At 69.1% G+C, this 23,083-nt stretch carries 17 protein-coding genes, 1 pseudogene and 1 riboswitch; of the genes and pseudogenes, 7 read left to right on the top strand and 11 right to left on the bottom strand.

Features of this window, described 5'->3' with window-relative positions; genetic code table 11:
- Positions 1–51: 51 nt before the first annotated feature.
- The 3 genes from ACZZ93_RS06355 to ACZZ93_RS06345 all read right to left on the bottom strand — a co-directional run bounded on the left by ACZZ93_RS06355 (position 52) and on the right by ACZZ93_RS06345 (position 3,167).
- On the bottom strand, positions 52–1,359 hold the full coding sequence (locus ACZZ93_RS06355; protein WP_295102591.1) for an ABC transporter substrate-binding protein: 1,308 nt from the start codon (positions 1,357–1,359) through the stop codon (positions 52–54).
- A 123-nt stretch (positions 1,360–1,482) separates the two neighbouring features.
- Positions 1,483–2,496, bottom strand: coding sequence for a LacI family DNA-binding transcriptional regulator (locus ACZZ93_RS06350; RefSeq protein WP_463510690.1), 1,014 nt, complete (start codon positions 2,494–2,496; stop codon positions 1,483–1,485).
- A gap of 212 nt (positions 2,497–2,708) precedes the next feature.
- The gene (locus ACZZ93_RS06345) at positions 2,709–3,167 is read right to left on the bottom strand and encodes a GNAT family N-acetyltransferase (protein WP_053099400.1); all 459 of its coding nucleotides are present in this window, start codon (positions 3,165–3,167) and stop codon (positions 2,709–2,711) included.
- Between the two features lie 179 nt (positions 3,168–3,346).
- Between ACZZ93_RS06345 and ACZZ93_RS06340 the strand changes: the two are divergent.
- Positions 3,347–5,565 (top strand): annotated as a pseudogene (locus ACZZ93_RS06340) (NADP-dependent isocitrate dehydrogenase).
- A 115-nt stretch (positions 5,566–5,680) separates the two neighbouring features.
- Here the strand turns inward: ACZZ93_RS06340 and ACZZ93_RS06335 are convergent.
- Together ACZZ93_RS06335 and ACZZ93_RS06330 are read right to left on the bottom strand one after the other, a co-directional pair.
- Positions 5,681–7,195: a L,D-transpeptidase family protein gene (locus ACZZ93_RS06335; RefSeq protein ID WP_230101198.1), complete on the bottom strand. Its 1,515-nt coding sequence runs from the start codon at positions 7,193–7,195 to the stop codon at positions 5,681–5,683.
- A 99-nt stretch (positions 7,196–7,294) separates the two neighbouring features.
- Entirely contained in the window at positions 7,295–7,702 is a 408-nt protein-coding gene (locus tag ACZZ93_RS06330; RefSeq protein ID WP_053095391.1) for a RidA family protein, read from the bottom strand.
- A 25-nt stretch (positions 7,703–7,727) separates the two neighbouring features.
- On the opposite strand from ACZZ93_RS06330, the gene ACZZ93_RS06325 reads away from it, so the two are divergent.
- The 6 genes from ACZZ93_RS06325 (at position 7,728) to nagB (ending at position 15,252) form a co-directional block, all read left to right on the top strand.
- Complete coding sequence (locus tag ACZZ93_RS06325) at positions 7,728–8,945, top strand: alanine racemase (protein ID WP_463510689.1); 1,218 nt, start codon at positions 7,728–7,730, stop codon at positions 8,943–8,945.
- A complete protein-coding gene (locus ACZZ93_RS06320) occupies positions 8,936–11,005 on the top strand; it encodes an N-acyl-D-amino-acid deacylase family protein (RefSeq protein WP_463510688.1) in 2,070 nt (689 codons plus the stop codon). Before ACZZ93_RS06325 ends, ACZZ93_RS06320 begins: the two co-directional genes overlap by 10 nt.
- Positions 10,963–12,189, top strand: coding sequence for a beta-N-acetylhexosaminidase (locus ACZZ93_RS06315; protein ID WP_463510687.1), 1,227 nt, complete (start codon positions 10,963–10,965; stop codon positions 12,187–12,189). Before ACZZ93_RS06320 ends, ACZZ93_RS06315 begins: the two co-directional genes overlap by 43 nt.
- Before the next feature lie 79 nt (positions 12,190–12,268).
- A complete protein-coding gene (locus ACZZ93_RS06310) occupies positions 12,269–13,456 on the top strand; it encodes an ROK family transcriptional regulator (RefSeq protein WP_056277392.1) in 1,188 nt (395 codons plus the stop codon).
- A gap of 58 nt (positions 13,457–13,514) precedes the next feature.
- Positions 13,515–14,480 (top strand): ROK family protein, encoded by a 966-nt coding sequence (locus ACZZ93_RS06305; protein WP_463510686.1) that lies wholly within the window; start codon positions 13,515–13,517, stop codon positions 14,478–14,480.
- Entirely contained in the window at positions 14,473–15,252 is a 780-nt protein-coding gene (nagB, locus tag ACZZ93_RS06300; RefSeq protein WP_072590890.1) for a glucosamine-6-phosphate deaminase, read from the top strand. Before ACZZ93_RS06305 ends, nagB begins: the two co-directional genes overlap by 8 nt.
- A 12-nt stretch (positions 15,253–15,264) precedes the next feature.
- Here nagB and ACZZ93_RS06295 read toward each other — a convergent pair whose 3' ends face one another.
- From ACZZ93_RS06295 to ACZZ93_RS06270, 6 genes are all read right to left on the bottom strand, one after another.
- A complete protein-coding gene (locus ACZZ93_RS06295) occupies positions 15,265–15,672 on the bottom strand; it encodes an NUDIX hydrolase (RefSeq protein ID WP_072590891.1) in 408 nt (135 codons plus the stop codon).
- Positions 15,665–17,029 (bottom strand): FAD-binding oxidoreductase, encoded by a 1,365-nt coding sequence (locus tag ACZZ93_RS06290; protein WP_463510685.1) that lies wholly within the window; start codon positions 17,027–17,029, stop codon positions 15,665–15,667. Before ACZZ93_RS06290 ends, ACZZ93_RS06295 begins: the two co-directional genes overlap by 8 nt.
- Complete coding sequence (locus ACZZ93_RS06285) at positions 17,026–17,397, bottom strand: YrdB family protein (RefSeq protein WP_053095398.1); 372 nt, start codon at positions 17,395–17,397, stop codon at positions 17,026–17,028. The genes ACZZ93_RS06290 and ACZZ93_RS06285 overlap by 4 nt, the downstream gene beginning before the upstream one ends.
- A gap of 30 nt (positions 17,398–17,427) precedes the next feature.
- Positions 17,428–19,800, bottom strand: a complete 2,373-nt coding sequence (locus ACZZ93_RS06280; protein ID WP_463510684.1) for a sigma-70 family RNA polymerase sigma factor — start codon at positions 19,798–19,800, stop codon at positions 17,428–17,430.
- Between the two features lie 424 nt (positions 19,801–20,224).
- Positions 20,225–21,391, bottom strand: a complete 1,167-nt coding sequence (nagA, locus tag ACZZ93_RS06275) for an N-acetylglucosamine-6-phosphate deacetylase (protein ID WP_463510683.1) — start codon at positions 21,389–21,391, stop codon at positions 20,225–20,227.
- On the bottom strand, positions 21,388–22,917 hold the full coding sequence (locus ACZZ93_RS06270) for a family 20 glycosylhydrolase (RefSeq protein WP_463510682.1): 1,530 nt from the start codon (positions 22,915–22,917) through the stop codon (positions 21,388–21,390). Before ACZZ93_RS06270 ends, nagA begins: the two co-directional genes overlap by 4 nt.
- Before the next feature lie 52 nt (positions 22,918–22,969).
- A riboswitch (ZMP/ZTP riboswitch) is annotated at positions 22,970–23,054 on the top strand.
- Positions 23,055–23,083 lie beyond the last annotated feature (29 nt).

Here is a 23,083-nt window from a genome sequence, read left to right as displayed (position 1 = left end):
TCCAGGAGGATGCGGGGGCGGCGACGCGCGGTCGCCGCCCCCGCGAGTGGATCAACGGAATTCGGCCGTGCCCTCGTCGTACTGCTCGCCGAGGTTGGTGTTGGTCGTCTCGGCGTCCTGCGTGCCGGTGATCAGACCCTGGAGCTCCTGGACGATCACGTCGTAGAAGCCGGGGGCGGGCCAGTCGGGGTAGAACGAGAGTCCGTCGGCGTCGAGCACGCCGTTGAACGTCTCGATCAGGGCCGCGCTCTTCTCATCGGTGATGTCGGCGGTGTCTGCCGCGACGGGGAGGCCGCCGTTGTTGCCGATGATCGCCTGGATCTCCGGCCGCATCGTGATGTCGATGAACTCGTACGCGAGCTCCTTGTTCGCGGCGTTCTCGGGGACGACCCACAGGTTGCCGGACGAGCCGAGCGAGAGATCCGCTCCAGGGAACGCCGTCATCGTCCAATCGAAGCCGGTGGCCTCCGAGACGAAGCGTCCGAACCACCAGGAGCCCGAGACGAAGATCGGTGAGGTGCCGTTGATGAACGAGACACCGGCGTCCTCGGCCTTGACCGACGAGACGTCCGAGGCGATGTAGCCCTTGTCGACGTATTCCTGGAGCGTCTCGGAGGCGGCGGTGACCTCCGGGCCCTGCCAATCGACCTCTCCGTCGTAGAGCTGATAGGAGTCGACGAAGTCGCGGTCTCCCTCGAGCAGCGCGAGCTGATACCACAGCTGTCCGAGTGGGTACTCCGCACCGGCCTCGGCGAGAGGGGTGACTCCCTGTGCGACGAACGCGTCGAGCACGTCGACGAACTCCTCGTAGGTGGTGGGGATCTCGAGCCCTGCCGCGGCGAACGCGTCCTGGTTGTAGTAGACGCCGACGAACTCGCCGTAGTTCGGGACGCCGAACCACGTGTCACCGCCCATCACACCGTCTTCGGAGTACTTCGCGGTGGTCTGGAGAGAGGGTGCGAGCTTCTCGTCCCACCCGTACTCCTCGACGGCGTCGGAGATGTCGGCGATCAGGCCGGTGGAGGCGAGGAAGCCGGCCGTCGCGTTGCCCTTGTTGAACTCCATGAGGTCGGGGGCGGCGTCTGTGTCGAGCACCTGACTGGCGGTCTTCTGGATCTGCTCGAAGGACTTCTCCTCGAACTCGACCTTCGCGCCGGTCTCCTCCTCGAAGATCGCGATTGCCTCGGCCCACGCCTTGCCCATCGCGCTGTCGGCGCCCTCGTAGTGCCAGAGCTTGAGGGTGTCGCCGCCGCCCCCCTCGTCGCCGGAACCGGCGGTGCATCCGCTTAGGGCGATGCCTGTCGCGGTGAGAGCGGCGAGAGCCGCCAACGTCTTCGTCCTGCGGGTGGTGCGTGCCATCGTCGGCACTCCTTTCTCGGTGGCCCTGGGGCCGGACACTTCAGTGGGTCGGGTGTTCAGTTGTGATGAGGCGATCGTCGAAGCGTTTCGATGATCGCGATGCGGCTGCGTGGTCGACGCCCGTCACTCCCGAGCGGAGGCGACGGAGCCGGCGGACTGGTACTCAGGTGGGATCAGGTGGATCTGCGCGGGCAGGCCCGGTTCCTCCAGGCGTTGCACCGCGAGGTCGACGGCGAGCTCGCACGACCTCTGGGGTACGAGCGGGATCGTGTCGATCGGGACGACGAGCGCAGACGTGTCGAACGATGCGGCCGCCGAGATGACGGAGACGTCTTCTCCCACCGTCAGCCCCTGGGACGAGATCGTCTCGAGGAGGACGTCGTGGACGTCGCCGACGGCGTGGACGATGAAGGCGCGGACGCCGCGCTCCAGCGCCAGCTCTGCGGCCGCGCGCACGGAGGAGGCGTCGGTGGTCGTGACGCCCGTCGTCACCCAGTCCAGGTCGACGCCACGCTCGGCCGCTCGCTCCTGCACGCCGAGGAGCAGGCGGCGAGGGAAGTTCGACTTCCGGTAGGAGACCTCGGTCTGGCCGAACAGCGTGACCGACGTATGTCCGGCATCGGCCAGTCGATCCATCGCGAGATGCCCCGTCGCCTCGAAGTCGAGGTCGACACAGGTCAGATCCCGGGCGTCGTCGGGGATGCCGATGAACACGGTGGGGGAGCGCAGGGAGCGGGCGATGTCCGCGCGCTCGTCGTCGGGGGCGACGTCGAGCACGAGGATGGCGTCGACCAGATTGCTCGCGGCGACGCGGTTCATGCCCTCTGACGCCTGCTCGTCGGTCAGGAGGAGGATGTCGTAACCGCGGCGCCGCGCGGCGACCGCGGTCGCGAGCACGAACGCCATGTGGGTCGGGGCGTGCGTGTCGGCGCGGAGGGGCTCGGTGAGCCCGAAGATCTGCGTGCGGCGCCCGGCGAGCATCCGTGCTCCGGCGTCGGGTTCGTAACCGAGCGTGTGCACCGCGTCCTCGATGCGTCGGCGCGTCTTCTCGGAGACGGGGCGCTTGCCGCTCAGAGCGTAGGAGACCGTGCTGATCGACACTCCGGCGGCTTCTGCCACCTCGTGGATCGTCGTCATCAGGACTCCATCGTCGTGTTTCGGTCACATCGTCGAAGCGTTTCGCTCCCGCCTCTGACAGCGATGATAGGCACGGTTCGACGCTGCGCGCAACCTTTTTGTGGTCACTCGCAACAAATCGATCGCGGAGAACGCGGGAGCGGTCCCATCGATTCACCGGACCGGGCGACGGGGCCTCGATGGGGGAGGGGATTCGAGACCCCGCCGCCGGTCTACGAAGGGATGCGGATCTGAGCGATGACCTCGGAGTACTCGGTCTCGCCGACAGGGGTGAAGCCGACACGCAGGAAGAACGCCTCGGGGCCGTCTTCTCCGGCCTCGTAGATGACGTTGACGTGGTCGAATCCGCGGACTCGCGCCTCTTCGATGAGCTGCTCGACCGCGAAGCGACCCACGCCCTTGCCCTGGTCGTCGGCGTCGACGTTGATGCGCCACAGCACGGAGCGGAAGTGCTCTTCCGGGGCGTCGGCGTCGAAGTTCGCACTGACGAAACCGACGACCTGGTCGTCGTCGAGGACGACTCGCTGCCAGGAGGTCTGGGGGTTGATGACGGTCGCGGCGATGCCATAGGACACCGGAGCGAGGAACTGCTCCTGTCCGGGCTTGAGCGACATGTTGTTCACGGCGACGATCGTCGCAGCGGAGAGTTCGACCATGCGCAGTTCGGACATGATCACAGGCTAGCCCCTCATCGGGTCGCCGCGCAGAAACCTCGACTTTCGTCAGGGGTGCAGCTCTGCGGAATGCCGGAAGTCGATGTCCACCCCGCCTCCCGGCGAACGTGCGTCGGGAGCGGCTCAGGTATCTTGGTATCGAGACAAATATGCCCTCGCGAACGGAGAACCTCCTGGTGACCGACGACGCCATCATCTACACCTACACGGACGAGGCTCCGGCTCTCGCCACCGCTTCCTTCCTGCCGATCATCAAGGCCTACACGGGGCAGGCGGGCATCGAGGTCGAGACCCGCGACATCTCGCTCGGCGGACGCATCCTCGCGGCATTCCCGCAGAAGCTCACCCCGGAGCAGCAGGTCGGTGATTCCCTCGCCGAGCTCGGTGGCCTCGCCACGCTCCCCGAGGCGAACATCATCAAGCTGCCGAACATCTCGGCCTCGATCCCGCAGCTCAAGGGCGCGATCGCCGAGCTGCAGGCCCAGGGCTACGACATCCCCGACTTCCCGGACGAGCCGACCTCTCTCGAGGAGAAGGACGTCCGCGCCCGCTACGACCGCATCAAGGGCTCAGCGGTGAACCCCGTGCTCCGCGAGGGGAACAGCGACCGTCGGGCACCTCTGGCCGTGAAGAACTACGCGAAGAAGCACCCGCACCGCAACAAGCCGTTCGCCGAGGGATCGAAGACCCGCGTCGCGACGCTCGGTCACGACGACTTCAAGCACAACGAGCGCTCCTGGGTCGCCGCCCATGACGACGTCCTGACCTTCCGCCACACCGCCGCAGACGGCACTGTGACGATCCTCAAGGAGGGGCTGAAGGTCCTTCCGCGCGAGATCATCGACGCGACGTTCCTCTCGGCCGCGCACCTCGACGCCTTCCTCGCCGAGACGCTCGAGACGGCGAAGAACGACGACGTCCTCTACTCGGTGCACCTCAAGGCCACCATGATGAAGGTCAGCGACCCGATCATCTTCGGTCACGTCGTGAGGGTGTTCTTCAAGGACGTGTTCGCGCAGTACGGCGACAAGCTGGCCGCCGCGGGACTCAACCCCAACGACGGTCTCGGCTCGATCCTCTCGGGCCTCGGTGACATCGCCGACGGCGACGAGATCGCCGCAGCATTCGACAGGGCCATCGCCGAGGGGCCGCGTCTCTCGTATGTGAACTCCGACAAGGGGACCACGAACCTGCACGTCCCGAGCGACGTCATCGTCGACGCCTCCATGCCCGCACTCGTCCGCAACGGCGGCAAGCTGTGGGGCAAGGACGGCGGCGAGGCCGACACGCTCGCGGTGATCCCGGACTCCTCGTATGCGAGCGTCTATCAGGCGGTCATCGACGATGTGATCGCCAACGGCCCGCTCGACCCCGCCACGATCGGCACCGTGCCGAACGTGGGCCTCATGGCGCAGGCGGCTGAGGAGTACGGCAGCCACGACAAGACGTTCGAGATCGCCGCCGCAGGCACTGTTCAGGTGCTCGACAGCGAGGGCACCGTGCTGATCGAGCACGAGGTCGGCGCGGGTGACATCTGGCGTGCGACGCAGACGAAGCACATCCCGGTGATGGACTGGGTCAAGCTCGCCGTCTCCCGCGCTCGCGCCACGGGCGTGCCCGCGGTGTTCTGGCTCGATGCCAACCGCTCGCACGACGCGCAGATCATCGCCAAGGTGCACCAGGGTCTCGCGACGCTCGACACCAAGGGCCTCACGATCACGATCCTCGCTCCCGAGGAAGCCACTCGCTACACGCTGGCGCGGATGCGCCACGGCCTCGACACCATCTCGGTGACGGGCAACGTGCTGCGCGACTACCTGACCGACCTGTTCCCGATCCTCGAGGTCGGCACCAGCGCGAAGATGCTGTCGATCGTCCCGCTGCTCGCCGGCGGTGGCCTCTTCGAGACGGGCGCCGGCGGATCGGCCCCAAGCACGTGCAGCAGCTCGTCGAGGAGAACTACCTGCGGTGGGACTCGCTGGGCGAGTTCTTCGCGCTGGCCGCGTCGCTCGAGCACTTCGCCGACCGCACCGGGAACGAGAAGGCCCGGGTCCTCGCGGAGACCCTCGATGCGGCGACCGGAACGTTCCTCGAAGAGGACCGCTCCCCGGGCCGCGCTCTCGGCACGATCGACAACCGCGGCAGCCACTTCTACCTGGGTCTGTACTGGGCGCAGGAGCTGGCGAAGCAGACGAAGGATGCCGAGCTCGCCGCGTCCTTCGCACCGATCGCCGCCACGCTCGCCGAGAACGAGGAGAAGATCGTCTCCGAGCTCAACGCCGTGCAGGGCAAGCCCGTCGAGATCGGCGGCTACTACCGCCCCGACGACGCGCTCGTCACCGCAGTCATGCGCCCGTCCACCACGCTGAACGGCATCGTCGACGCGCTGAGCTGACGCAGATCACAGAAGAAGGGGCCGGATGCGAGAGCATCCGGCCCTTCTTCGCGTGATCCCTCCGCGGAATCGACGACGCGTCGCGTGCGGGGGATCTGCTCGGTGAGAGCGGGGATCAGTAGTGGACCGCGACCTCGAGGCCCACGGGCGACCATTCGTAGACGTACCGAGCCACATCGATCGGCATGTTCACGCAACCGTGGCTGCGGGGATTGCCGAAGTCGTTGTGCCAGTACGTGCCGTGGAAGCCCTCGTCGCCGTTGAAGTAGGTGACCCAGGGGACGTTGGGCGTCTCGGTGATCGAGCCGTCCGGCTCGCGGCTCTTCATGGTCTGCTCGCGCACGTGCGCGTAGACGCGGAAGTTGCCGGTGTCGGTGGGTGTCGCGCTCTTGCCCGAGGAGATCGCCCAGGAGCGCACGACCGCGCCGTTCTCGATGAGGGTCGCGGTCTGCGACCCGAGGTCGACATCGATCTTGCGCACGAGGTTGACGGACTCGAACGGCGTCTCGGTGACCTCGATGGGGAAGATGCCCTCGCCGGCCTCGAGCTTCGTCGCGACGTCTGATGCGAGGGCAGAGGTGTCGCCGATCGCGCGACCGCTCACTCCCTCGGCCTCGGTGCGGAGGATCTTGCCGGCCGAATCGACGATGTTCGTCGCGTTGACCGGGGCCCGGTCGACGGCTGCAGGGAGAGCATCGATCGTCGCCTGGATCGAAGCCTCGTCGGCGACCACGCTGAGCTCGCCACCGTCGTCGACGACGGAGATCCAGGTCGAGGCGGTCGCCGCGTCGACGGGCACCGTGCGCTCTTCGCCGATGTAGAAGCCGATCGAGCCGAGCATCGTGTTCAGTGAGGTCGCGAAAGCCGTGGCGTCTTCATCAGTGATCGCCGGCGCGGCTTCGGCCGGGTCGCCGGAGAACTCGAGGCTCGTGCCACCGTCCGCGATCGTGTCGACGATGGCGGCGGTGAGACCGTCGAGGTCGACGGCCGTCCCGGTGGCTGAGGGGGTGATCGCGTAGCCACCGCCTGCGGCGTCGAAGACGACGCCGGCATCGACCGCGTCTTCGAAACTCGACGGCACGGCCTCACGCAACGCGGCCTCGGCCGTCGCGGGATCGAGAGTGATCTCGCCGGCGACGGGTTCACCCATCCAGGCGGTCACGTTCCAGAGCGGACGCTCCGCGAAAGCGGCGTCCGCGAGTGCGGTCGCGTCGATCTCGGCGCCGAGATCCGCTCCCGTCAGCACGGTGTCGCCGCCTGCTCCGGTCAGAGTGACCTCTGCATCGGCGACGTGGGCCTGGATCGTGTCGGCCGCGGCACCGGGCGTGAGCCAGCCGACGGGAATCCCGGCGACCGTGGTGCCCGGCGCGATCAGGATCATCGAGGCGGCGGCCGTGCCCAGGGCCAGCGCGCCCACGCCGAGGCCGATCCACAGGCCGAGGCGCTTCTTCTTCGGAGCCGGTTCGATCGGCGCCCAGGCGAGTTCCTGGTCGCCGCTGCGCGGCGGCTGGGAGTCGGTGGGTGCGTCGCCGGAGTCGGCGGGCGCGACAGGATTCGGCTGGTCGCCGGAGGCGGTCGCCTCGGTCAGCTTCTCGGTCTTCGCATCCTGCGCTGAGATCAGATCGGTCACGAACTCACCCCCGGTTTCTCACGTGTCCTTAGCGATATGCTACGCGATCGCTGATAACGAGGAGGCAACGGTCCGTGGACCGCGGAAATTCCCGATGCGTCAGTCGCTGATGACGGCGAGGCCGTCGATCTCGACCAGCATCTCCTCGCGGGGGAGGCCAGTGAAGACGGTCGTGCGCGAAGGCAGGACCCCGCTGGTGGTGTGCGCTGTCACGAACGCGCCATACGCGTCGTTCATGATCGCGAAGTCCTCGCGCTTGGTCAGGTAGACGCGCAGCATCACGACATCGTCGAATGTCGCGCCGGATGCCTCGACGATCGCCTTGACGTTCTCGAGCGTGCGCGTGGTCTGAGCCGCGACATCGCCGGGGAAGAGGTATTCGCTCGTCTGGGGGTCGACAGGGCCCTGTCCGGAGACCTGCACGATCGGGCCCTTTCGGATCCCCTGCGAGAAGGTGTGAGCGGGAGCGGGGGCGGCGTCGGTCGACACTCGGATCTTCGCGGTCATGCGACCAGCCTAGTAGCCTTGTTAGATGCCTCTACAAATCCCGGATCCTGTTCTCGGCACCTGGGCGAAGGGTTTCCCTCCGCGTTCCGCGGGGCTGCGGCTGTCGGAGGTACCCGACGCGGGCCTGCACCTGTCCGATCTCGTGACGCCGGTGCTGACGGTCCACGAGGCGGCGCTCTCCCACAACGAATCGACCGTCTTCGCCTGGGCGGCGGAACAGGGAGTCGTCCTCGCACCGCACGGGAAGACGACGATGGCGCCGGCGCTCTGGCAGCGGCTGCTCGATGCCGGCGCATGGGGGATCTCCGTCGCGACGCCGTGGCAGGCCGAAGTCGCGGTGGAGGCAGGGGTCTCCACCGTGCTCATCGCGAACGCCGTCACGGATCGTGGCGCCGCGCACCACCTCGGCGCTCTGCTCGCTGCGGCGGGCGATCTCCGGATCCTCTGCTGGGCGGACTCCGTCGAGACCGTCGGCATCCTCGCCGAGGCGCTTCACGACGCCGAGCGTCCTCTCGACGTGCTCGTCGAACTCGGTGGCCGGGGCGGGCGCACGGGCGCACGCAGCGTGGAAGAGGGGGAGCGCATCTCCCAGGCGATCGTCGCGGCCCCCGGTCTGCGGCTCGCCGGAGTCGCCGGCTACGAAGGACCGTTCGGTCCCGACCGGTCGGAGGCGTCTGTCGCCGCCGTCGACGCCTATCTGTCCACACTCGTCGACCTGCACCGTCGCCTCGAGTATCCGCCCGGCGTTCGGCCCGTGCTCAGCGCAGGAGGCAGCGCCTTCCCCGACCGGGCAGCGGCGATCCTGGCCCCTCACGGAGCGGATGCCGACATCGTGCTGCGGTCGGGTGCGTTCCAGATTCACGACGACGGCTTCTACTCGCGCATGTCGCCGTTCGGCGCCCTGACATCGACGGCGCCGCTGCGTTCCGCCATGCACGCGTGGTCGCGCGTCGTCTCGCAGCCCGAAGAGGGACTCGCACTGCTGGACGCGGGCCGTCGAGATGTGCCGTTCGACCTCGACCTGCCGGTCCCGCAATCGGTCGAGGGGCGGATCACGGCCCTGAACGACCAGCACGCCTTCCTCGCTCTTGCAGATGGGGCGGATGTCTCCGTCGGCGACGTCGTGCGTCTCGGGCTGTCGCATCCCTGCACGGCTTTCGACAAATGGCGCGTGGTGGCGGTCATCGACGACCCGGATGCGGCGGACCCCCGGGTGATCGGAGCGGTCGCGACATGCTTCTGAGCACCGAGAAGCCCGTGCGGGTGTACCGAGGCGTCACCGTGGTCGACGGCACCGGAGCCGAGAGGTTCGCGGCCGACGTCGCGGTCGAAGGAGCCCGCATCGTCGCGGTGATCCGCGACGGAGATGAGAGGGTCCTGGAACTGCCGGCGGATGCGGTGGAGGTCGCGGGGGCGGGGCGGGTGCTGGCTCCCGGGTTCATCGACATGCACGCGCACAGCGAGCTGGCCGTGCTGCAGGGAGCAGCCCACGACGCGAAGATCCTCCAGGGCGTCACGACGGAGGTGCTCGGCCAGGACGGGCTCGGCTATGCCCCGCTCGACGACGCGACGGCGGCGGTGATCCCGGCTCAGATCGCGGGCTGGAACGGCATGCCGCCCGCCGTCCCCTGGCGTTCGATGGATGACCTGCTCGCTGCGATCGACTCGGCCGCGGTGGGCAACGCCGCGGTCCTGGTGCCGCAGGGCAATCTGCGCATGATGGTGGTCGGTCACGAGAACCGGGCGGCCACACCTGCGGAGATCGCAGCGATGTCCGGCATCCTCGGCGCGGCGCTCGACGCAGGCGCGTTCGGCATGTCGAGCGGATTGACCTACACCCCGGGGATGTACGCCGACACGGCGGAGCTGGAAGCGCTCTGCCGAGTCGTCGCCGAACGCGGCGGCTACTGGGCGCCCCACACCCGAAGCTACGGCGGGGGAGCCCTGGACGCCTATCGGGAGGCGCTCGACATCGGCCGTCGCACCGGGTGTCCGATCCATCTCACGCATGCGACCATGAACTTCGCTCCGAACCGCGGGCGTGCGGCAGAGCTGCTCGCTCTGGTCGATGAGGCCCTCGACGACGGCGTCGACGTGACCCTCGACACCTACCCTTATCTTCCCGGTGCCACCACGCTCGCGGCGCTGCTTCCGAGCCGACTGGCCGAGAGCGGCGACCTGCTCGCGACCCTCGCTGCGCTCGATGAGAGCGGACGCGAGACCGTCCGCGTCGAGCTCGAGGAGATCGGCTGCGACGGTTTCCACGGGGAGCGTGCCGACTGGTCGGCCATCCAGATCTCCGGCACCTCGTCGCCCGAACTCGCGGACCTCGTCGGACGGACCGTCGCGGAGATCGCCGAGTCGTCCGGCAGGCGCTCCGTCGACGTGGTGTTGGACACGATCCTCGAGGATGCGGGGGCCACCGGCATCCTGATGCACATCGGCGACGAGGAGAACGTCCGCACGATCATGCGGCACCCGCGGCACAGCGGCGGCAGCGACGGGATCCTGATCGGCGCGAGACCGCACCCGCGGGGCCGAGGGACCTTCCCGCGCTATCTCGGGCACTACGTGCGAGAACTCGGGGTGCTCTCCCTCGAACAGGCTGTGCAGCACCTGTCCGGCACGCCGGCGATGCGGCTGGGCCTCGACCGGGGTGATGCGCCGCGGGGTGTGATCCGCGAGGGAGCCACGGCCGACCTCGTGCTGTTCGATCCCGAGACCATCACGGCGGGGGCGACCTTCGATGCTCCCCACGAGGCGCCGATCGGCGTCGACGAGGTGCTCGTCGGCGGTGTGCCGGTGGTGCTGGCGGGACACGCGTCCGGTGCGACACCGGGTCGAGCGCTGCGAATGACGCCCGCCGCGCATCGTGCCCCGGTCCCGAACATCCCGTCGGTGATCGATCCCGCTGCCGAGCCGTTCGAGTGGACGGTTCACACCCCGGTGTCGGCCCCGGAAGCGCTCGTCGCGAGCGCATCCCGTCTCGGCGAGCATCTCGAAACCGGGAATGCGGCATCCGCGATCACGCTGAGGATCGACGAGTCTCTCGCGGGGGAGCCGTTCGCTCGAGGGCGTGTCGGCGCCGAGGCATTCCGCGTGACGGTGACGGCCGAGGGAATCGAAGTCGCGGGGGCGAGTGCGGCGGGCGTGTTCCGGGGCGTCACGCTGCTCCGGCAGCTGCGCGAGCCCGGCTCCGATCGCGCTCGGATCCCCGCAGGAACATGGCAGTCTGCTCCGGCTCACACCTGGCGGGGGTCATGCTCGATGTCGCGCGGCACTTCCGCCCGGTCGAGGACCTGAAGCGACTCGTCGATCTGATGGCCGACCACCATCTCACGGTGCTGCACCTCCACCTCACCGACGATCAGGGCTGGCGCTTCGAGGTGCCGGGTTATCCGCTGCTCACAGAGGTGGGCGCGCGCCGCGAGGAGACACAGCGGGGCCACGGGCCGCACGCCACAGTGGTGCCGGGGCTGCACGAGGGTCATTACACGGATGCGGAGCTGCGCGACCTGGTCGCCTACGCCGCGGAGCGATTCGTGACGGTCGTGCCGGAAGTCGAACTGCCCGGGCACATCCAGGCGGCGCTCGCCGCGTACCCCGCGCTCGGCAACGCGGATGCGAGCGAGCGCGCTGTCGCGCCGTGGTCGCGCTTCGGCGTGAACCCTCGCACCCTCGCGCCGACGGATGACGCCCTCGCGTTCGGGCGCGCGGCGATCGACGCCCTGTGCGACCTCTTCGACTCTCCGTGGATCGGCATCGGCGGCGACGAGGTGCCGGTCACCGAGTGGGCGCAGAGCGCCGCTGCGCGCGAGCGGATGGGCGAGCTCGGTCTCGCGACTCCCCACGACGTGCAGCCCTGGTTCACCGATCATTTCGTCGCCCACCTCCGCAGCCGTGGGCGCATCGCCCTGGCATGGGACGAGGTGCTCGAGGGCGATGTCCCCGAGGGTGTGCGGATCCTCGCGTGGCGGGGTCCCGTCGCGATGCGCGAGGCGCTGAGGCGCGGCATCCCCGTGATCGCGTGCCCCGACCTCGAGGTGTATCTCGACTACCCCCAGTCGGAGTCGGCGGAGGAGCCGATCCGGGTCGGCCCGCCGCTGCTGATCGAGCAGGCGTACACGCTGCGCATCGAGGACGGCGCGGCCGGCGGACAGGCCAACGTGTGGACCGAGCACCTCCCGACGAGAGATCGGGTCGACTTCGCGATGTTCCCTCGTCTCGCAGCGATCGCCGAACGGCTGTGGGACGGCGGCGAACCACCCTCGTATGAGGGGTTCGCGCGACGTCTTCCCGTCCATCTCAGACGCCTCGCCGAGTCCGGTGTGCGGTATCGTCCTTTCGACGGTCCGACGCCCGTGCAGAGGCGTCCTGGAGTGCCGGGGAAGCCTCTGACACGCGAGGCGCGGCAGGCGATAGTCGCGGGCCTCGTCGAAGGCCTGGCGGACTCGTCGGGCACCGCCGCCGGAGTACTCTCGGCATAATGTAACGTTTCCGTAACCCTCCCTGTGCTAACTGTGGCAGGGGTTGCGAAATTTTTGTTCGTAAGGTCTACTAACAAACATGTCCGTATCGGATGGATCGCGTCCTTCGACGTCGCCAGATTACGTCGCCGCGAGCGCGCACGCCTTCGGCCCGGGGCGCCACCTGCGCTCTCGCTCGAAGGTGCTCCCGGAACACGCTCGCGGTCACAACCGCGCGCTCGTGCTGCAGACGCTCTATCACTCGGGAGCGATGAGTCGAGCGGACCTCTCTCGCGAGACCGGCCTCACTCGGGTCACCATCTCCGACCTCGTCGCGGAGTTCATCTCCGACGGCATCGTCGTCGAGATGGGAGTGCGCGAGACGGTCGGACCGGGCAAGCCTCCGATCCTCATCGACATCGACCGAGTCGGGCACCAGATCATCGGGATCGATCTCTCCGGCCCCCATGCCTTCGTCGGCGCTCTGCTCAGCCTCGACGGCGACGTGCTCGAGCGCCGCGAGGTGCCGCGACCCGAGAGCGCAGACGGCGACGCCGCCTACGCCGCCACGCTGGAGCTGGCCCGAGCGCTCGCCGAGACGGCCACGCAGCCCATCCTCGGCGTCGGGATCGGCAGCCCCGGTGTCGTGCGTCCTGACGGCGTCGTGCTCAGCTCGCCCAACCTCGGGTGGAGCAATCTCCCTCTCGAGGCGAAGCTGGGCGTCGATCTCGATCTGCCGGTCCTCGTGCGCAACGACGCCAACGCCGCGGTGCTCGCCGAGTACACGTTCGGCGAGGCGAAGGCCGACTTCATGCTCATCAAGATCGGTCGCGGAGTCGGAGCCGGCGTCATCACCGGCAGCCAGCCGCTGCTCGGCAGTCGCTTCGCAGCGGGCGAGATCGGCCACGTCGTCGTGGGCACCGACGGTGGACCCCGCTGCGCGTGCGGCAAAGACGGCTGCCTCGAAGCGTGGCTGAGTGAGACGCGGCTGCGTCCCGCCATCGCAGACGCCCCCGGATCGCGCGACGAGATCCTCCGCGATGCGGGCACCCGCATGGGCATCGCGATCGCCCCGATCGTCGCGGCACTCGATCTGTCCGAGGTCGTGCTCTCGGGTCCTGAGGATCTGCTCGACGGCGTGTTGATCGACGCCGCGGTCGAGACCCTGCACGCGCGCACGCTCGAGGGCGTCTTCGAGGACGCGCTCATCCGCCGCACACACCAGGACGACATCGTCCTGCGCGGTGCCGCCGTGATGGTGCTGTCCAGCCAGCTGGGCGTCTCGTGATCCGTACCGGCGGGAGCGACCGCGTCCACGAGCCGAAGACGAGCAGGGGCACCATCCGATGACGGATGCGCTCGCCGTCGACCTGTCCGGTCGGCCCATACGAGTGGGCCTGGACGTCGGCGGAACCAAGATCGATGCCGTCGCGGTGTCCGCGGACGGAGACATTCTGGCGCGCCTGCGCCGACCCACCGGCTGGGGTGAGGAGGCAGTCGTCGTCAGCATCCTCGAGACGGTCGATGCGCTCGCCGACGAGGGAGGATTCGCTCGCTCGTCGGTCAGATCGGTGGGCGTCGGGATCCCCGGGCTGGTCGACGCCGACACCGGTCGGGTGCTCCATGCCGTGAATCTCGGCGTCGAGTCCCTGGATCTCGCCGGGCACGCCGGTCGACAGCTGGGTATCCCCGTCCGCGTGGAGAACGACGTGAAAGCGGCCGCCCTCGGGGCTGCGGTGCTGCGCGGCGTCGACGGGTCGATGGCCTATCTCAATCTCGGCACCGGGGTCGCTGCCGGGATCGTCGTCGACGGCACGATCTGGCGTGGGGCGCGAGGCACGGCCGGGGAGGTCGGGCACCTCTCGGTCGACCCGAACGGCCGTCTCTGCGGCTGCGGACAGCGCGGCTGCATCGAGACCTTCTGCGGCGGAGGCGCGCTCGCCCGAGCCTGGGATCGTCCCGGTGCGCTCCCGGTGCGCGACATCTTCGACGCAGCCGACGCCGGTGACGAACGGGCGCTCGCGCTCCGCGCCGATCTCTTCCACGGCGGGGCCGCGGCGGTGCGTGCGCTCGTGCTCTCCGCCGACGTCGAACGCGTGATCATCGGCGGCGGCCTCACTTCGCTCGGCGACAGGCTCTACACGGGCATCCGCGACGCTCTCCGGTCCGATGCCGAGGCCTCGCCCTTCATGCGCTCGCTCCACCTGGACGACAGGATCGAACTGCTCCCTGCCGGCTCTCCCGCCGCGGCCTTCGGGGCCGCGGTCGTCGGCGCAACCACCCCCTCTAAGGAGACCGTTTCCCATGGCTGAAGTCGTCATCGTCGAGAACGCAGAAGCGGCAGGCGCCCTCGTCGCCGCCGAGATCGTCGAGCTGATCGACGGACGTGCGGATGCCGTGCTCGGCCTCGCCACCGGTTCGACGCCCCTCCCCGTCTACAAGGCGCTGCGAGACAGGCTCGCGGGTCGCGACGTCTCGCAGGTGCGCGGTTTCGCCCTGGACGAGTACGTCGGGATCGACCCCGCTCATCCCGAGAGCTACCGCTCGGTCATCACCCGCGAGGTCGTCGAGCCGCTCGGGCTCGACCCGCGACGGATCCATGTGCCCAACGGCGCACAGGCCACCATCCAGCACGCAGGTGACGACTACGAGGCCGCGATCGACGCGGCCGGAGGAGTGGATCTGCAGATCCTCGGCATCGGCACCGACGGACACATCGGCTTCAACGAACCCGGCTCGTCGTTCGCCTCGCGCACGCGCGTGAAGACCCTCACCGAGCAGACCCGCGAAGACAACGCCCGCTTCTTCGACTCGATCGACGACGTGCCCATGCACTGCATCACCCAGGGGCTCGGCACGATCCTTCGCGCTCGGCACCTCGTGCTGCTCGCCTTCGGAGAGGGCAAGGCACAGGCCGTGGCGGATGCCGTCGAGGGGCCGCTGTCGGCCATCCTCCCGGGTTCGGCGATCCAGCTGCACCCGCACGCGACCGTCGTCGTCGACGAGGCCGCGGCGTCCCGGCTGAAGCTCGCCGACTACTACCGCTACACCTTCGCGAACAAGCCGAGCTGGCAGGGGATCTGACGCGGTCGGCTCTCAGGGCCGAGTCGTCGGCCACGCCAGCGGCAGCAGGTGCTCGACGCTGAGGGGCGCCAGCGGCAGCGTCTCGGCATCCGCGGGTGTGATCCATCGCAGCTCGGCGAGCTCCGCCTGGACGACGACCTCGGCCGCGGCGATGGACACCGAGAACGCGTCGGCCACGACTCGGTGACCGGGCTCGTTGGCCGCCTCGGAGACGAACGTGCCGAGCGGCTCCAGATCGCCCTCGTCCAGGCGAAGGCCGAGCTCTTCGTGCAGCTCGCGGATCAGCGTCTGCGACGGGGTCTCCCCGGGCTCGGGCTTGCCGCCGGGTTGCATGAAGCGCGTCGTGCCCTGCTTGCGCACGACGAGCACCCTGCCGGCGTCATCGACGATGACCGCGGCGCTGACGTGGATGTCAGGCATCGGGAGCGAAGACCTTGCCGGGGTTGAGGATTCCCAGCGGATCGAACACCCGAGTGATCTGACGCTGCAGCTCCCACTGGTCGTCTCCGAGCTCGTCGGCCAACCAGCGGCTCTTCAGCGTTCCGATCCCGTGCTCTCCGGTCAGCGTGCCGCCGAGCGCGATCGCGGCCCGGAACAGCTCGTCCGCCGCCGCCCAGACCTCAGCGGGAGGCTCTGCGCCCTCGAAGATGAAGTTCGGATGCAGGTTGCCGTCGCCCGCGTGAGCGACCGTGGGGATCGCCATCGAGTAGGCCTTCTCGATGCGGGCGATCTCGTCGAACATGGCGGGCATGGCGCTGCGCGGCACCGACACGTCTTCGATGAGGGTCGTGCCGAGCGCCGACATGGCGGGGTGCATGGCACGCCGGATGGCCAGGAGGCGCTCTCCTTCTTCGCGGTCATGGGAGACCTCGGTCACACCCTGATGAGTCGTCAGGATGTCGGAGATCATCGTCGCCTCGGCCACTGCCGCCGGACCATCGGTCTGGATCGTCAGCTGGGCGCTCCCGGCCAGGGGCGAGGGGAGGTCGAGCAGGGCTGCGACGGCGGCGAGGCTCGCGGAGTCCATCAGCTCCATGATCGCCGGCTGCGCACCCGAGGCGGTGACCGCGGCCGAGGCGGACGCTGCGGCACGCACATCGGGGAAGACGGCCGTCACCGTGCAGGTCGTTCCCTCGACCAGTCGGCGCAGCTTGAGGGTGGCGCCGACGACCACGCCCAGCGTGCCCTCGGAGCCGATCACGAGCGAGGTGAGGTCGAGTCCTGTCACGCCTTTGACGCTGCGGTGGCCGAGGTGCAGCAGTCGGCCGTCGGCGAGAACCAGATCGACACCGAGGACCGCGTCTCGCACGACGCCGTACTTCGCACAGAGCAGCCCACCCGCTCCGGTGGCGATGTTGCCGCCGACCGTCGAGATCGCACGGCTCGCAGGATCCGGCGCCCACCAGAGTCCGTGCTCCGCGAGCACGTCGTTGAGGTCGGCGTTGAGGATTCCGGGTTCGACGACGGCAAGCAGGTCGTCGGCCCGGATCTCGTGGATCGCGGTCATCCGGCGAGTGGACAGGACGATCTCGCCCTCGCCGCCGTTCGCCGCGCCGGCGAGACCGGTGCCGGCGCCACGCACCACGACAGGGGTCGCCGTCTCGGTCGCGATGCGCATCACCGTCTGGACGTGCTCGACCGTCTCGGCGTGCACGACCGCGAGCGGCCGCCCGGGCGCCGCATGCCCGGATCTGTCGGCGCGGGCTTCTTCGAGGACCGTCGCATCGGTGTCGACGATGTCGCCGAGTGCGGCGACGAGCAGGTCGAGGGCGCTCATCGGATGCGACGCCGGCCGCTCACGACGCCTGCGCCGACGGCGACCACGGCGAACGCGATGCCGATGAGGGGCTGGTCCATCAGCCACCACGCGATCGTGACGCCGACGTAGATCAGCAGCTCGACGACGACGCGAAGGAACGGATGCAGTCGCAGGACGGGTCGCGGCGAGAGGAAGAGCGCCCAGATCAGGATCACGACGACCGGAGCCCCGATGCCGAGGATGACGTTGTACGGGAAGGGCCAGGTGGCGAATCCCCACAGGGCGAGGGTGCCCACTGCGACGATCAGGACGACCGATCGGACGACGTCGAGAGCGGTGATGGTGGGGCGGTCGACGCCGGGAACGGAGGCGGGATCCTGGGACATGGATCCAGTCTATTCGCCGCCGATGGCGGGTCAGAGCGCGGGCGCGGCCTCGTCTGCGGCCACCTGGTCGACCGGCGCGGTCTCGTCGGCGGGCGCGGTGTCGTCAGCGGGGGCAGGCTCTGCCGGAAGGGCGGTCTGGTCCTCGGTCACGGGCTCTGCCGGAGGAGCGGTCTCGACGGGAGCGGCCGGGGCCTCCGTCTCGGGTGCCGGCGTCTCAGGGGACGCCTCGGCGTCCGGGGACTCGGTCGGGGCAGCGGGTGCTGCCTCGTCCGTCGGCTCGGGGATCGGCGCGATCGCGTCGTCCGGAGTCGGCTCGGAGGGTACCGTCTCGGCGGGATCCGCAGCCGGCCCTCCGCACGAGGGAGCGAGGGCCACGGAACCGAGGGTCACCCCGAGAGCCGAGAGGCTCGTGGTCGTCGGCAGCATCGGACCGGACGCCGTCACGTAGTGGACCTCGAGGGGCGCGCCGAGGAGAATCTGGACGAGACCGGGGCGCAACTCGATCGTGCCGGTCCCTGCGTCACTCAGCGATGTGCCGTCGACGCCGCCGCGGCGTCCGCCGAGCAGCGCTTCGATGTCCGCGCCCGGTTCGCCGGACACATTCACGGTCACATAGGTGACAGCGCGTGCGTCGAGGCAGATGCTCGCGAGGCTCACTTCGATCGGAGTCGTCGGCGCGGCCGGTTCCGTGGGGTTCTCGCCGGGGGTTTCGCCGCCGGGGGTTTCTCCGGGGTTCTCGCCGGGGGTTTCGCCGCCGGGGGTTTCTCCGGGGTTCTCGCCGGGGGTTTCGCCGCCGGGGGTTTCTCCGGGGTTCTCGCCGGGGGTTTCGCCGCCGGGGGTTTCTCCGGGGTTCTCGCCGGGGGTTTCGCCGCCGGGGGTCTCGCCGCCGGGGGTTTCGCCGCCGGGGGTTTCTCCGGGGTTCTCCCCGGGGGTTTCGCCGCCGGGGGTTTCTCCGGGGTTCTCGCCGGGGGTTTCGCCGCCGGGGGTCTCTCCGGGGTTCTCGCCCGGGACCTCGCCATCGGGGTTCTCGCCGTCGGGGTTCTCGTCGTCAGGCTCTTCGTCCACGGGAGGGGACGTGGACTCGGGCAGCGCCGGCGCGGTCGACTCGGTCGGGGCCGGGGGTGAGACGATCGCCGGCGCGATGTCCTCAGCGGGCTGGGGGGTGACGGGTGCTTCGACGGGCGGGGTGACGGGCTCGGGCTCGGTCTCCGCTTCATCGACGATCGGCGTCTTGTCGTCGGACATCGACTCGTCGGGCCCGACGTCTGCACTGATCGACGAGGAATCGCTGTCGCCCGCACTCGGCATCGATGCCGCGGGCGTCGCGCCCGTGAGGCTCGGGATGATTGTGGCGGCCGCCACGACGCCGGCGACCACGAGGGCCGCCGATCCTGCGCTGACGAGCGCACCGACTCCGCTGAAGATACCTCCGGTCGCCGTGCCACCGGCTCCGCCACCGGTCGCTGTGCCTGCGCCGGTCGCGCCGCCTCCACCGGTGCCGCTCGACGATCCGGCGGCGGCTGCTCCGCCTCCCGCAGCCACGACAGCTCCCTCGGTGATCCCCGAGGGCATGGCCGCGAGCGCGACGATGGGCGTACCGCCACCCTGGAGGGTGGCGAGGTAGCCTGCGGAACCCGTGACGCCGAGGACGAGCGGCAGCAGCACGAGGGCCAGCCGCTTGGAGACGTCCTTCGCCTCAGCGGCGACGATCATGCAGCGTGCGCACTGGTCGAGGTGCTGCTCGAGACGGTTGTGGTCCCGCGTGCTGAGGTTGCCGCGCGAGTAGGCACCCAGGTGCTCGATGGTCCACCGGCAGTCGGAACCTTCGGCCGCGCTGCGGAGGTGAGCCTGGATCCACGCTTCGCGAAGTCCTTCACGCGCTCTGAAAGCCAGCTGCGAGACGGCGCCGGACTTCATGCCGAGCAGGGTCGCGGCCTCCTGCGGCTTCATCTGCTCGATCTCTGTGTACCAGAGCACTTCCTGCCAGCGGGAGGGCAGGCTGCGGAACGCCTGCGCGGTCAGGCTGCGATCGAGGGCCTCGTTGGCCGCCTGGTCGGTGCTGTCGGGATCGGCGACGGAGTCGAGCTCGTCGATGGCGGACTCGCGTCGAGAGCGGCCCCAGGCGGCGGCGGTGTTGCGGATGCTCGTGAACAGGTAGGCGCGGAACGATCCGTTCGGTCCGCCGCCCTTGATGATCGCCTGATAGATGCGGGTGTAGGACTCCTGCACGAGGTCGTCGGGGTCGATCGACGACGTGATCGATCGCGCGACCGACATGCCGGAGGGATAGTGCCGCCTCCACAGTTCGCCGAAGGCCGCCGCGTCACCCGAGCGGGTGCGCAGGACGAGATCGGCGTCGGCGATCGTTTCCTCGTGTGAAGTGCTGTCCTGATCCACTGTCATCCATCTGTCGTGGAGCGCGAGTGCGCCTCCACATGAAGAGACGCGTGAACCCCATTTTCATCACGCGTCATCTCCATTCTCTCTCCTATCTCTCAGGCTTGCCACCCCTTCTCGAAAAGTGCTCGCAGAAGACCGGGGGCGAATAAAGACCTGATCACGGGCAGATCAGTCGGGCGCGCGGAAGAACCGTGAAAAAGATCTGAGAAATCGCGTAATGAATCGGCGTCGACGTCGTCTCATCACTAGAGACAGCCATGGGGCTCCACCGGGGGCGGAGCTCAGGCGCTGGTGCAAGGGGTAAGTGCACCGGCATGGTGGGTCGGGCACCTCGGGGAGGAGCGCTCGGCCCGCCAGCTCTCGCAACGTGGGGGAATTGTGACGGGGTCGCCGATCTGGGGAACGGCGGCCCCTCACCCGCACCGGGCTACGGCCGGTCGCCGACCCACACGCGAGCGACCTGCAGCTGTGCGTTCAGCAGCACCGCGTCAGCGACGAACCCGACCGCCAGGCGACCGATCCGGTCGCCGTATCCGATCGCTCCCGCCGGTGTCTCGGTGAGCGCCCGGACGGCTTCCGTGAGAGGTGCGCCCGCCGCGGTCGCCCTGCGCAGCGCCACGTCGAGGGTGAGCGTCGACCCCGCGATCGATCCCGTGTCGTCCGCGCGCGCGATGCCGTCGAGGACCGTCACGCTCACCGCACCCAGGTCGTAGTGCCCGTCGGCGCTGCCGGCAGCCGCCATGGCATCCGTGATGAGTGCGACGCGACCGGGTGCCGAGTCGAACACGAGCTTGACCACGTGCGGGTCGAGGTGGATGTCGTCGGCGATCACCTCGAGCACGACCCGGCGGTCGGCCGCCGCCGCCAGTACCGGCCCCGGCGCTCGGTGATGGATTCCGGGCATGGCGTTGAAGGCGTGGGTCAGCACGGAGGCGCCGGTCTCGAATGCCGCGTCCGCAGTCGCGGCATCCGCACTCGTGTGTCCCACCGCTGCGACAGCGCCGGCGTCCACGATCATCCGGATCGCCTCGAGACCGCCGGGGAGCTCCGGTGCGATCGTCACCTGCCGGATCGTCCCGCGGCCGGCGTCGAGCAGGCGGGCGACGTCGTCTCGTGTCGGAGTGCGCAGCAGCGACGGCTCGTGAGCTCCGTGGTGCGCCGGGTCGAGGAACGGCCCTTCCAGATGCGAACCCAGGATGTCGGCATCCGACTCCATCAGGTCGGCGATCTGCGCCACGCGTCGAGCGAGGGCGTCGACGGGGGCGGTGACGAGGGAGATCACCGATCGTGTCGTGCCATGAGCGCGGTGCAGAGCGCGAGCCGAGCGGATCGCCTCCGGCCCGCCGTCGAACGACGCTCCGGCGCCGCCGTGGCAGTGGATGTCGATGAATCCGGGTGTGAGCACGGCATCCGGCCCGGCGACGACGGTCGCGTCGACGACCTCATCGGCGGGGGCCCACGTCTGGCCGGTGCCGAGAGCGGCGACCCGCCCGTGTTCCATGCGAACCCAGGCGTCCGCGACCTCGACGCCGTCGTCGATCAGTCGGGCCGAGTGGATGACGACCGATCCCGTCGCTGTCGAAACGGATGTCATCGCTCGCTCCAGGGGATCTCGTCTGCGGGGTGGAAGTCCACGCCCTCAGCCTTCCACAGCGGGGCGAGTGCGCCGAGTCGCCCGCGGAACGACTCCCAGTCCCGGCCGTCGGCGTCGCGCGGTGACCACGCGACCTCCGCCTGAGCGGCGGCCCGCGGGAAGACCAGCTGCTCGACCTCGCTCAGGGTGCGGGTGGTCTCGCTCCACAGCGGAGCCTCGATGCCGAGGATCGCGGACTCCGGGACGTCGAGCACAGCGGTCGGCTCCCACTCGTACGCCCTGCGGACATCGATGATCGCGGCCCAGGTGAGTCCGAGCGGAAAATCCTCGGTGTACTTCATGTCGAGGTAGGCGACGTCGGCGGTCGACATGATCAGCGCCCCGCCGCGCTCGACGAAGTGCGCCGCCTCCTCAGCGTGCGATCCCTCGGGTGTCGTCTTGCCCCAGTACTGGCCGATCGTCCCCTCGGCGATGTCCTTCGCTGCGCCCACCTCGTGCCAGGCGACGGGGATCTTGCCCTCCTCGAACACGATCGCGGTGGCGCGCTCGACGAACAGATCGAAGTCCGCCTGCGGGGTGCCGAGGGACTCGTCGCCGCCGATGTGGATGTACGGACCCGGGGTCATCTCGGCGAGCTCGCGCACGACGTCACGGACGAACTCGTAGGTGCGCTCTTCATGGATGCGGACGCTCGAGTGCCCGACGCCCCACCCGAGATAGGGCTCGCCTGCGACGGGGAGCGACTGCCCCAGGCGCGCCGATTCGGCGATCAGGCTGTCGTTCATGACCGGATCCTCGACGAGCTCCGGATACGCGACGCCGATGGCGTGCGTGTGACCGGGGAGGTCGATCTCAGGGATCACGACCATGTGCCGCTCAGCGGCGTACGCGACGATCTCGCGATAGTCGTCCTTCGTGTAGAAGCCGCCGGGGTCGCCGAGGGAGGCCGTGGACGAGGCGAGCTCGGTGAGCTTCGGCCACGAGTCGATCTGGATGCGCCAGCCCTGGTCGTCGCTGAGGTGCAGGTGCAGGTGATTGAACTTCAGGGCACTGGTGCTGTCGATGAACTTCTTGACCTCATCGACGTCGAAGAAGTGACGCGTGACGTCGAGCATGACGCCGCGACGTGCGAATCGTGGCGCGTCGGTGATCTCGGCGCGCAGGAACGCCCATCCCTCGCCGTCCTCGCGGAGCAGCTGCAGCAGCGTCTGCACGCCGTAGAAGAGCCCTGCCTCGTCGCCGCCCACGATCTCGACGGAGTCGCCGACAGTGAGCCCGTATCCTTCGGGCGCCGTGGTGGGGTCGATCCGCAGGACGATCGTCGACGCGACGCCGTCGCCGGCGCCGTCGCTGTCCGTCGAGTGCGACAGCCGGATGCCGCTGCGGCGCGCGACGGCGTCGATCAGCTGGGCCGCCGCGGGGGAGTCGCCGATGACTCGCAAGCCGTCGGAGACGGGCAGCCGACCATCCACGGCGATGGAGGAAGCGGGAAGAGGAACAAGGGGCATGGAATGGGGAAGGACCATGAACAAAACCTACCGTGCGCAGAGTCGGCAGCACAGGGAAATCCGCTATGCTTTCTCACGTCGCGACTGGCGTCTGGGTGGACTACCACCGGGGAGCGACTGACCACGGAATTCGACCGCGCGCCTGGGCCGATAGGTACACCCTTCGAATCCGTTGTCAGAGGAG

The sequence above is a fragment of the Microbacterium sp. AC026 genome (genome assembly GCF_979258475.1).
This window is presented reverse-complemented; position numbering and strand designations above follow the sequence as displayed.